Here is a 12,060-nt window from a genome sequence, read left to right as displayed (position 1 = left end):
GCGGCCATTGGGGCCGCCATGCGGAAGCTTGCGCATTTGTGCTTCGGTGTCGTCAAAACTGGACGGGCATACGAGGCAAATTTTGCCGTTCAGGCTTGACGATCAAGACGGTATCTACGATTAACGGTTCTGCTTAACCGACCCACTTGCGCGCATTGCGGTACATGCGCATCCACGGCGAGTCCTCGCCCCACGATTTCGGATGCCACGACTGCTGCACCGAGCGGAATACGCGCTCGGCGTGCGGCATCATCACCGTGAAGCGGCCGTCGGCCGTCGTCACCGCCGTCAGGCCCGCTGGCGATCCGTTCGGGTTGTACGGATACACCTCGGTCGCGTCGCCACGGTTGTCGACATAGCGCATCGCCTTCACAACCTGGCCAATGTCGCCAGTCTGCGAGAAGTCGGCAAAGCCTTCGCCGTGTGCCACCGCGATTGGCGTCATCGTGCCAGCCATCCCGCTGAAGAACATCGACGGCGAATCGAGCACCTCCACCATCGAGAAGCGCGCTTCGAACTGTTCTGACTTGTTGCGCGTGAACTTGGGCCATGCCTGCGCGCCCGGGATGATGGACTTCAGGTTGCTCATCATCTGGCAGCCATTGCACACGCCCAGGCCGAAGCTGTCGCCACGCGCGAAGAAGCGCGCGAACTGGTCGGCCAGCTTGTCGTTGAACAGGATGGTCTTGGCCCAGCCTTCGCCGGCGCCCAGCACGTCGCCGTACGAGAAGCCACCCACCGCGATCATGCCCTGGAAGTCATCCAGCTTGACGCGGCCGGCAATCAGGTCGCTCATGTGCACGTCGACGGCGGCAAAGCCTGCCTGGTGCATCACCCACGCGGTTTCAATGTGCGAGTTGACGCCCTGCTCGCGCAGGATTGCCACGCGGGGACGCACGCCGGTCGCCAGGAACGGCGCAGCGACATTCTCCGTTGGGTCGAAGCTCAGGCGCGGCGAGATGCCAGGATCGGTCTCGTCGAGCAGGCGGTCGTACTCGGAGTCCGCGCATACCGGGTTGTCGCGCAGGCGCGCGATGCGCCAGCTGGTGTCGCTCCACATGCGGTGCAGCGTGCTGCGCGCCTGGCTGTAGATGATCTTGGCGTCGCGGGTGAACTCGATCACGCCGCGGTCGTTCGGCTTGCCGATGATATGGCTGCATGCGCCGAGGTTAAACTCGCGCAGTACGTTCATCACATCGCTGCGTTCGTCGGCGCGTACCTGGATCACCGCGCCCAGTTCTTCGCTGAACAATGCGCGCAGGGTCAGTTCATTGCGGCGCTCGGCCACCTGCCCTGCCCAGTTCTTGGCGTCGCCCCAGTCCGACGAGTGCTCGCCTTCGTGCGCAAGGATGTCGAGGTTGATCGACAGGCCGCTACGGCCGGCAAACGCCATCTCGCACAGCGTGGCGAACAGGCCGCCGTCTGAACGGTCGTGGTAAGCCAGCAGCTTGCCGTCGGCGTTCAGCTTCTGGATGGCGTTGAAGAAGCCCTTCAGGTCTTCCGGATTGTCGACGTCCGGCGCGTCGTTGCCGAGCTGCTGGGTTACCTGCGCCAGCGCGGAGGCGCCGAGGCGGTTCTTGCCGCGTCCGAGGTCGACCAGGATCATCGCCGTTTCGCCTGCGTCCATGCGGATCTGCGGGGTCAGCGACTTGCGTACGTCGTACACGGGTGCGAACGAGGAGACGATCAGCGACACAGGTGAGGTCACGGACTTCTGCGCATCTTCGTCGCGCCAGGTGGTGCGCATCGACAGCGAATCCTTGCCAACCGGGATGCTGATGCCAAGCGCCGGGCACAGTTCCATGCCAACCGCCTTGACGGTGTCGAACAACGCTGCGTCCTGGCCCGGCTGGCCGCAGGCCGCCATCCAGTTGGCCGACAGCTTGATGTCCGAGATATCCTTGATCGGCGCCGCGGCGATGTTGGTCACGGCCTCGCCGACAGCCATGCGGCCCGACGCGGCGGCGTCGATGACGGCCAGCGGGGTGCGCTCGCCCATCGCCATCGCTTCGCCAAGGTAGCCTTCGAAGCTCATCGCGGTGACCGCGCAATCGGATACCGGCACCTGCCAAGGGCCGACCATCTGGTCGCGCACGGTGGTGCCGCCAACGGTACGGTCGCCGATGGTGATCAGGAAGGATTTGTCCGCCACCGCAGGCAGCAGCAGCACGCGCTCGGCGACATCAGCCAGGCCAAGACCGGTGACGTCGACCGGCGGGTATTCGGTGCTGACGTGCTTCACGTCGCGCAGCATCTTTGGCGGCTTGCCGAGCAAGACGTCCATCGGCATGTCGACTGGCGAGTTGCCCAGCTCAGGGTCGATCAGCTTGAGCTGGCGTTCTTCAGTAGCGACGCCGACCGCCGCAAACGGGCAGCGCTCGCGTTCGCACATCGCTGCGAACAGCGCAAGGTTGTCCGGCGAGATCGCCAGTACATAGCGCTCCTGCGATTCGTTACTCCAGATTTCCTTCGGCGCCATGCCGCTTTCTTCGAGCGGCACTTTGCGCAGGTCGAAGATCGCGCCACGCCCGGCATCGTTGGTGATTTCAGGGAAAGCGTTTGAGAGGCCGCCCGCGCCAACGTCGTGGATCGAGATGATCGGATTGTCGGCGCCCATCTGCCAGCAGCGGTTGATGACTTCCTGCGCGCGGCGTTCCATTTCCGGGTTGCCGCGCTGGACCGAGTCGAAGTCCAGGTCGGCCGTGTTGGTGCCGGTTGCCATCGACGATGCGGCGCTGCCGCCCATACCGATGCGCATGCCCGGCCCGCCCAGCTGCACCAGCAGGCTGCCCACCGGGATGTCGTTCTTGTGCGTGTGCGCGGCCGAGATATTGCCGATGCCGCCCGCGATCATGATCGGCTTGTGGTAGCCGTACACGGCGTCGCCGACATTCTGCTCGTAGGTGCGGAAATAGCCGCCGAGGACAGGACGGCCAAACTCGTTGCTGAAGGCTGCGCCCCCGATCGGGCCTTCGATCATGATCTGCAGCGGCGATGCGATGCGGTCAGGCTTGCCATACACGCCCGCCTGCACGCGCTGCGCGAACGGCGCGGTGACGCTGGTTGCGTTTTCCCATGGACGCTCGGCGCCAGGGATCGACAGGTTCGACACCGTGAAGCCGGTCAGGCCCGCCTTCGGCTTCGCGCCGCGGCCGGTCGCACCTTCATCGCGGATCTCGCCGCCGGCGCCGGTGGAGGCGCCAGGGAACGGCGAGATCGCGGTCGGGTGGTTGTGCGTTTCGACCTTCATCAGGATGTGGGTCAGCTCAGTCGACGCCGCATATTCGTGGTTCTCGCCGCGCGGATAGAAGCGCGTGACGGTGCCGCCTTCGATGATCGACGAGTTGTCGCTGTAGGCGACGACGGTGCCGCGCGGGTTCAGCTGGTGCGTGTTTTTGATCATCTGGAACAGCGATTTCGGCTGTTTTTCGCCGTCGATGATCCAATCGGCGTTGAAGATCTTGTGGCGGCAATGCTCGCTGTTCGCCTGCGCGAACATCATCAGTTCGACGTCAGTCGGATTGCGCTGCGCCTTGGTGAAGGCATCGTGCAGGTAGTCGATTTCGTCGTCCGACATGGCCAGGCCAAGTTCGGTGTTCGCGTTCTCCAGCGCAGCCTTGCCGGCGCCAAGCACGTCGATCGATTCAAGCGGGCGCGCTTCCAGTTCGCTGAACAGGTTGGACGCCTCGTCCGCGTGACGAAGAACGGTCTCGGTCATGCGGTCGTGCAGCAGGCCGGCGACGGCGATCGCTTCGTCCGCACCCAGCTTCTTCACCGCGCCGATGCCCAGCATTCCCTGCTTCAGGTAGACGGTGTAGGCGATGCCGCGTTCGATGCGGTGCACGTGGGTCATGCCGCAGTTGTGCGCGATGTCGGTCGCTTTCGAGGCCCATGGCGAAATGGTGCCGAGGCGCGGGATCACGAAGAACTCTTCGCTCGCGCCCTCCTGCCCTGCTGCTGCCGGTTCGCCATACGTCAGCATGGCGCCGAGACGCTCAGTATCTTGCGCCGATAGCGGCGCACTGGTGTCGATGAAGTGGTAGAACCTGCCCTGGACCGCCGTGATCGCGGGCGCGACGGCTTGAAGCTGGCTCAGGAGGCGTTGGGTACGGAAGACAGACAGGGCATTGGAACCCGGCAGAATCAACATGTTTGGAAGATGGTTGATGCAGCGTGGCTGCGGGTTAAAGGTAAGTAAGACACTGGTACGTGATGCAGAATTCCTTTAGACCGCTATTATACCGCGTCGCACCATCCCCTGGCACCTTCCCCTCTGGGCGCGATTAGCAACAGTTTGCCTGCCCACGCGCAATCCCTGTTGCCCAGAACATAACAATCGCGTATCTTTCAGTTTCAAGAATTGCCATATGCGATTAACATTAGACGAGACCCTTGTACAAAGGGCGAAAGTGAGACCATGGAAGATAACAGCAACCTGACCGTATTGGTGATCGATCCCAATCCGGGTATGCGCGGCAGCCTGCAGAACATGCTGAACATGTCGAACATCAGCAAGATCGAGTTTGCGGTCAGCTCGGGCACGGCCATCCGCAACCTGTCGCGCAAGGCCTACGACATCATCCTGTGCGAATACGACCTCGATAGCGGCGGCGAACATGGCCAGGATGGCCAGCAGCTGCTCGAAGACCTGCGCCATCACAAGCTGATCGGCATGGGCGCCATTTTCATCATGCTCACTTCCGAAGGCGTCTACAGCAAGGTGGTCAGCGCCGCCGAACTGACCCCCACCGACTACATCCTCAAGCCATTCACGGTCGATGTGCTCATGCAGCGCATCAACCGTGCAGTCGAGCGCCGCAGCGTGTTCCTGCCGACCTACAAGCTGATCGAACAGGGCAACCTGCGCGACGCGATCCGCTCGGCAGCCGCGGCGGAAAGCGCGCACCCGCGCTATGCCGCCGACTTCGTGCGCCTGCGCGCCGAATTGCACGTCAGCCTGGGCGAACATCGCGAGGCCGAGCACCTGTACACCGCCATGCTCGGCGTGAAACACGTCGGCTGGGCCTCGCTTGGCCTGGCGCGCACCCTGTTCGCGCAGGGCCGCATCGACGAAGCGGAGACCGTCCTCACCCAGCTGGTGGTCGTCAATCCAAAGCTGATGGCCGCCTACGACCTGCTGGCCAAGTGCCATGAGGCCAACGGCTCGTCCGCGCGCGCGCAGCAGGTGCTGGAAGAAGCGGTAGCCATTTCGCCGCACATGGTGCGCCGCCTGCGCCACCTGGGCGAAGTTGCGCTCGACGCGGGCGACGTCAGCGCGGCCGAGAAGTCGTTCAAGCAGGTCGTCTCGAAAGCCAAGTACTCCGAATTCCGCGACCCGGAAGACCACGTCAACCTGGTCAAGACCCTGGTGCAGAAAGGCGACGCCACCCAGGCCAGCGGCGTGATCCGCGACCTGGAGCGCTCAATGCGCGGCAATCCTAACGTCGATGCGTGCAAGGCGATTTCGGTCGCGATGCTGCATGAGGCGGCTGGCAACAGCGCCGCAGCCGTCAATGAACTGAACAACGCGGTGGGTGCGGTACGCGCCAGCAGCGGCTTGTCGAGCAAGCTGCGCATCGGGCTTGCCGAAAGCTGCCTCGCACACAAGCTTGACCAGGGCGCGTCGGAAGTGATGCTGTCTGTGATGAACGACGCCAAGAGCGGCGTATCGACCCAGCAGGCGATGAGCGTGTTCGTCAAAGCCGGCCGGCCAGACCTTGCCGACGGCATGGGTGCGCAGCTCAAGGCCCAAGCGCAAATCCTGCTGGGCGTCGCGGCGGAAAAAACCAATATGGGCGACGTCAAGGGCGCGGTGCAGTCGCTGCTCGAAGCGATGCATATGTCGCCAGGGAACCTGCAAGTGATGATCGCCCTCGCCAAGGGCATCCTGCGCCAGCTTGGCGAACTGGGTTGGGACCATCCGCTGGCCGAAGTCTGCCAGGCGCAGATCGAGGCGATCCACAAGATCGACCCTGCGCATCCGCAGTTGGAGCTGCTTAATAATGAGTACAACGCGCTCAAGCGCAAGTACGGTATCGCGGCGGCCTGATCAGCCACACGTATGTCATTCTGACCTATGGCTTCCCTTTAATCCTCGATGTTTTCGAGTGGGGTTTGCGTACACTGATGTTGGTTGACGCTTCAGGATTTATCGGGCCGACGCTCGCGGCCGCCGGCCTCTCTTTTTTAGTTCCACTTGCGCGACCAAAGCGGCTTAACGCGACTGTTCCCGGCTATCCCAAGGCTGTGGTAACTTCCCCAATAGATCAACAGTTTGTCGGGTTGGTTTGGCTAATGGTCCTATCGTCTTTATTCTCGTGGTCAGCAAGTTGTTATTATTCAATCAAAGGACCTGATGCAACTGCGCTCGGATATCCGACCCACGCAGTCATCGGTGGCGTAACATATTTCATTAGCCTGATCATGACGTTCGTGAAGGAGAAGATTTGATGAATAATTTTCTCACGTCTATTGTCGGTGGCTTGGCGATCCCGCTCCTGGCGCTGTTGTTTAAGCTCGCATATGACCGTTGGCTCGTTGGACGAACAAAAGATGTAATCGCCACTCTGGACAATGGGAAAGTTGAGACTTTCACCGTGCATGCTAGCGCAAGTGACGATCAGGTTGCCGATACCGTCCGATATGGAATCACGTTTAAGCGGGATGTGTCCGCAGCATTGGAAAAACTAAGCCGGAGCTTGGACGGCTTTCGGTTGAGGGAGGCTCCGCACGTCGATTTCATTGTGGAAGTGCGCGGCAGGACGATCGCAATTGAGTGCAAAAATGATGTTGAACATATCAGCGAAGCAGCGATAGAAAAATTCCTGAGGGCCAAAGCCGGTTTGAGCAAACTTCTTCTAGTCTCGCGGCAACCCGTTCCCTCAACAGTTCTGGACCGCACCCATCGATTTATCGAGTCAGGGCAGCTTTCATACGTTGCAATCTCGGCCAACGATGACATCGCCGCGGAACTTTCGAAAGCGATGCGTCTCGAGCTGCATCCTATGAAACCGGAGATAACGAGCACCTCTTGACGCACGCGGCTAGTGCGTGCGTTGGCTCTTCTTCATCTGGTACATCGCGTCATCGGCATATCTGAGAAGCTGCTGCGGGGTGTCGCCGTGTTCTGGGTAGACCGCAATCCCGATGCTAGGCGTGATAAAGAGTTGAAGGTCACGTACGCAGATCGCGCTGCATAACTCGGCGCTGATCTTCTCCGCCACCACTTCAGCGTCACCCATCAGGCAGGCGCGGTCGAGCAGCACCACAAACTCATCTCCTCCAAGCCTTGCAACCGTATCGGAATCACGCACGCAGTGGCTGATCCTGCGCGCCACTTCCTGCAGCAGCTTGTCGCCGGTTTCGTGGCCATGCAGGTCGTTGATCGGCTTGAACTTATCGAGGTCGACGTAAAGCAGCGAAAAACCGTGAATGTCCCGCCGCGCGCGGGCGAGTGCGGTGTCAAGCCGGTCAAGCAGAAGCATCCTGTTCGGCAGCCCGGTCAGCGCATCGTGCTGCGCCATGTGGCGCAGTTGCGAGTGAAGGCGCTTGCGCTCGATTGCTGTCGCGATCTGCGTCGATACGAACTGCAGCAGTTCCTGGTCGCGCTCGGTATAGCACGGCGAATCGGACATTTCCATCACCACCAGGGCCCCGATGACGCCATTACCGGAAGCCAGCGGCAGCCCAAGCCAGCACGGGGCGACCTGTTCGGCCGCATCGCGCAGCGAGTCGGGCAGCCCGGCGGGCGATGCGCGCTTGAGCAGCAGCGGCTGGCCGGTTCTGCTGACGTGTTCGCACAAGGCATGGTGCGCCGCTGCGCTGGCGGCCGATGCGTCGTCAAGCCCAGGAACGTGGTACGGGAAGTCGAGGTGCTCGTGCGTCGCGTCGAATAGTGCGATGGTGAAGCCGGGCGCGGGAAGAAGATTGTTGATGATGCAGTGGATCTGCGGGTACAGCGAGCACAGGTCGCCGGCAGTGTGGACGGCTTCGGAAATGGCGTACAGCGCGGCCTGCAGGGCCTCGGCGCGCTTTCGCTCCGTGATGTCATGGGCGACCGCAATGCGCACCTGGTTCGGTTGCGACCAGCGCGCGGACCACAGGATATGCACCCTGCTGCCGTCCTTGCGCAGGTAGCAGTTTTCGAAATTCGGCTTGCAGTCGCCCGCCATGATCTTGCGCGCCGCGTCGAGCGTGCGCTCACGGTCCTCCGGCGCAACCATGTCGATCATCAGCGTACCGACCATCTCCTCGGGGCGGTAGCCGAATATCCTTTCGCACGCTGCGCTGACGAATAGAAACCGCCCTTCCGCGTCGACGACGCAGACCGCGTCGAGGAGAAGGTCAACAAAGCCAGCCGGCGGCGTGAATGCTCTGGTTTCCATATGAAAACTATTCTATCCCTATGCACGCCGCATGGGCTAGCTTATTCGCGGAATTTACCGTAACCTCCGCCGCCTGGGGTTTCCACCACGAACATGTCACCGGCTTGCATGTCTGTTTTACCTATGTGGCCGAGCTGTTCCACGCGGCCGTCGGCTCGCACGACCGTGTTGACGCCCTTGGCGCCCTCGCCGCCCCCAGCCATGCCAAATGGGGCATAAATGCGGTTGTTCGACAGGATGGCCGCCGTCATCGGCTCCAGGAAGCGCACTTTCCGCACGCCGCCGTTACCGCCGTGCCAGCGCCCCGCTCCGCCCGAGCCGTGGCGAATCTCGTAGCTCTCAAGCCGCACCGGGAAGCGGAATTCGAGGATTTCAGGGTCGGTCAGCCTTGAATTGGTCATGTTGGTCTGGACCACGTCCGTCCCGTCGAAGCCCTCTCCAGCCCCCGAACCGCCCGAAATGGTTTCGTAATACTGGTACTTCGCGTTCCCGAAGGTGAAGTTGTTCATGGTGCCCTGCGACGCCGCCAGCACGCCCAGTGCGCCATACAGCGCGTTGGTGATACAGGTCGAGGTTTCCACGTTGCCCGAGACGACCGATGCCGGATAGTGCGGGTTCAGCATCGAGCCTGGCGGGATGATGACGTTGAGCGGCTTGAGGCAGCCGGCGTTGAGCGGGATCTCGTCGTCCACCAGTGTGCGGAATACGTAAAGCACCGCAGCCATGCACACCGCCGACGGCGCGTTGAAGTTATTTTCCAGCTGGCCGGAGGTGCCGGTGAAATCGATTGTCGCGCTTCGGGTCGCATGGTCGACCTTGATCGACACCTGGATCTGGGCGCCGTTATCGAGCTGGTAGGTGTAGTCGCCGTCTTTGAGCGCGGTGATTACGCGCCGCACCGCTTCTTCGGCATTGTCCTGCACGTGGCCCATGTAGGCCTGGACTACATCCAGTCCGAAGTGCGCGACCATCTTGCGCAGTTCATCCACGCCCTTCTGGTTTGCTGCTACTTGCGCGCGCAAGTCGGCCATGTTCTGGTCCGGATTGCGCGCCGGGTAGCGCGCGCCAGCCAGCAAGGCGCGCGTCTCGGCGTCGCGCAGCAGTCCGTTGGCGCCGTCGACCAGCTTGAAGTTGTTGATCAAGACGCCTTCCTGGTCGATGGTCACCGAGTCCGGCGGCATCGAGCCTGGCGTGGTACCGCCGATATCGGCATGGTGGCCGCGCGAGCCGACGTAGAACAGGATGGTTTCGCCGGCCTCGTCGAACACCGGCGAGATCACCGTCACGTCAGGCAGGTGGGTGCCGCCGTGGTAAGGATCGTTCAGCATGAAGACGTCGCCGGGTCGCATCATGCCTGCGTTCTCTTGCATCACGGTCTTGATGCTCTCGCCCATCGAGCCAAGGTGCACCGGCATGTGCGGTGCGTTGGCGATCAGGTTGCCGCGTGCATCGAACAGCGCGCAGCTGAAGTCCAGCCGCTCCTTGATGTTGACCGAGTACGCCGTGTTTTGCAGGCGCAGTCCCATCTGCTCGGCAATCGACATGAACAGGTTGTTGAAAATCTCCAGCATCACCGGGTCTGCAGTCGTGCCGATGGCGCGCCGCTCGGGCAGCGCTTCGACTCGCGTCAGCACCAGGTGGTTAAAGCGCGTCACCTGCGCCTGCCAGCCGGGTTCCACAACAGTCGTCGAGTTATCCTCGGCGATGATGGCCGGGCCTCTGATGACATCACCCGGCTGCATGCCGGCCCGTTTGAACAGGCCGGTTTCGTGCCACTCGCCGCCGCCGAACATGCGGACCCGTTCATGCGGCATCAAGGGCGCGGTGCGTTCCGCGGCATCGGAGGCGAAGCTTTCGGCCGGCGCGTCGGACTTGCCGATGGCTTCCACCGATACCGCTTCCACAACCAGCGCTTTCGATGGCATCAGGAACGAGAAGCGCTTTTTGTATGCGGTTTCAAACTGCGCTTTCATACTGGCCGGTTCGTCGGACAGGACGATGATGGCCGAGTCGGTGCCCTCGTAACGCAGGTGGACGCGGTGCACAAGCGCGATGCGCTCCTGTGCCACGCCCTGCTTTACCAGTTCGCCCGTCACGCCCTGGCCAAGCTGCGCCAGCTTGTCCGCAAGGGCTGCCTGTTCGATGTCATCGAGGCGCTGCTCGACGGCCGATTCGCGCATCGAGGTCTGGTCGGCTAGCCCCATGCCATAGGCCGACATCACGCCGGCCAGCGTGTGGATGAACACCGTCTTCATGCCAAGCGCGTCGGCCACCAGGCATGCGTGCTGGCCGCCAGCGCCGCCAAAGCTGGTCAGCGCGTATTCGGTCACGTCGTGGCCGCGCTGCACCGAGATCTGCTTGATCGCGTTGGCCATGTTACCGACGGCGATCTGGATGAATCCTTCGGCCACCTGCTCCGGCGCGGGCGTGGCGCCGGTGGCCTCGCCGATGTCGCGCGCCATCGCCGAAAACGCCGAGCACACCGCCTCGACGTCGAGCGGCTCGTTGGCCTCCTTGCCAAACACGTTGGGGAAATGCCCCGGCTGGATTTTCCCGAGCATGACGTTGCAGTCGGTGACCGCAAGCGGTCCGCCGCGGCGGTAGCTTGCGGGTCCTGGATTCGCCCCCGCACTGTCTGGCCCCACGCGGTAGCGGCTGCCGTCGAAGTGCAGGATGGAGCCGCCGCCCGCGGCGACGGTATGGATACTCATCATCGGCGCGCGCATGCGCACACCCGCCACCTGGGTCTCGAACACGCGTTCGAATTCGCCGGAAAAGTGCGACACGTCCGTTGAGGTGCCGCCCATGTCGAAACCGATGACGCGATCAAAACCGGCAAGCTGGCTCGCGCGCACCATGCCGACGATGCCGCCTGCAGGACCTGACAGGATGCTGTCCTTGCCCTGGAAAGTGCGCGCATCGGTCAGGCCGCCATTGGACTGCATGAACTGCAGGTTCACGTTCGGCAGCTGGCCGGCTACCTGGTCGACGTAGCGGCGCAGGATCGGCGACAAGTAGGCGTCGACGACGGTTGTGTCGCCGCGCGCGACCAGCTTCATCATCGGGCTGACCTCGTGCGAAACGGAAACCTGGGTAAAGCCGATTTCGCGCGCAATGCGGGCCGTGATTGCTTCGTGCTCGGTAAAACGATAACCGTGCATGAAGACGATGGCAAGCGAGCGCAGGCCGCTGTCGAAGGCTGCCTGCAGTCCGGCGCGGGTGGCCTCCTCGTCGATCGGCGTGACCACGTCGCCATGCGCGCCCATGCGCTCGTCGATTTCAATGACGTGGCTGTACAAAAGTTCGGGTAGCACGATATGGCGGTCGAACAGGCGCGGGCGGTTCTGGTACGCGATGCGCAGCGCGTCACGGAAACCGCGGGTGATCGCCAGCGCAGTGCGTTCGCCTTTGCGTTCGAGCAGCGCGTTGGTGGCAACCGTGGTTCCCATCTTGACCGCTTCGATATCGGCGACGGGGACAGCTTCGCCTTCGGCTACGCCCAGCAAGTGGCGTATGCCCGCCACGGCTGCGTCGCGGTATTGTTCGGGATTCTCCGACAGCAGCTTGTGGGTCACGATGCGTCCGTCAGGCTTGCGCGCGACGATGTCCGTGAATGTTCCGCCCCGGTCGATCCAGAATTGCCAATCCATGCGAGTCCCCTGCAAATTCGTCTGAG

Annotated in this window: 5 protein-coding genes; 2 read left to right on the top strand and 3 right to left on the bottom strand. The window is 62.4% G+C overall.

Going from position 1 to position 12,060, the window contains the following annotated elements; translation table 11 throughout:
* Positions 1–133 precede the first annotated feature (133 nt).
* Complete coding sequence (gene purL / locus LMJ30_RS16375) at positions 134–4,150, bottom strand: phosphoribosylformylglycinamidine synthase (RefSeq protein WP_229433415.1); 4,017 nt, start codon at positions 4,148–4,150, stop codon at positions 134–136.
* A gap of 267 nt (positions 4,151–4,417) precedes the next feature.
* Here purL and LMJ30_RS16370 point away from each other — a divergent pair, with 267 nt between their 5' ends.
* Positions 4,418–6,049, top strand: a complete 1,632-nt coding sequence (locus tag LMJ30_RS16370; RefSeq protein WP_229433413.1) for a tetratricopeptide repeat-containing response regulator — start codon at positions 4,418–4,420, stop codon at positions 6,047–6,049.
* A gap of 400 nt (positions 6,050–6,449) precedes the next feature.
* Positions 6,450–7,034 (top strand): hypothetical protein, encoded by a 585-nt coding sequence (locus LMJ30_RS16365; protein ID WP_229433411.1) that lies wholly within the window; start codon positions 6,450–6,452, stop codon positions 7,032–7,034.
* A 9-nt stretch (positions 7,035–7,043) separates the two neighbouring features.
* Here the strand turns inward: LMJ30_RS16365 and LMJ30_RS16360 are convergent, their stop codons facing one another.
* Together LMJ30_RS16360 and LMJ30_RS16355 are read right to left on the bottom strand one after the other, a co-directional pair.
* The gene (locus LMJ30_RS16360) at positions 7,044–8,384 is read right to left on the bottom strand and encodes a sensor domain-containing protein (RefSeq protein ID WP_229433409.1); all 1,341 of its coding nucleotides are present in this window, start codon (positions 8,382–8,384) and stop codon (positions 7,044–7,046) included.
* A 41-nt stretch (positions 8,385–8,425) separates the two neighbouring features.
* The gene (locus LMJ30_RS16355; RefSeq protein WP_229433401.1) at positions 8,426–12,034 is read right to left on the bottom strand and encodes a hydantoinase B/oxoprolinase family protein; all 3,609 of its coding nucleotides are present in this window, start codon (positions 12,032–12,034) and stop codon (positions 8,426–8,428) included.
* Between the last annotated feature and the right edge of the window lie 26 nt (positions 12,035–12,060).

It is taken from the genome of Massilia agrisoli, from assembly GCF_020831365.1.
Lineage (GTDB): Bacteria > Pseudomonadota > Gammaproteobacteria > Burkholderiales > Burkholderiaceae_D > Telluria_A > Telluria_A agrisoli.
This window is presented reverse-complemented; position numbering and strand designations above follow the sequence as displayed.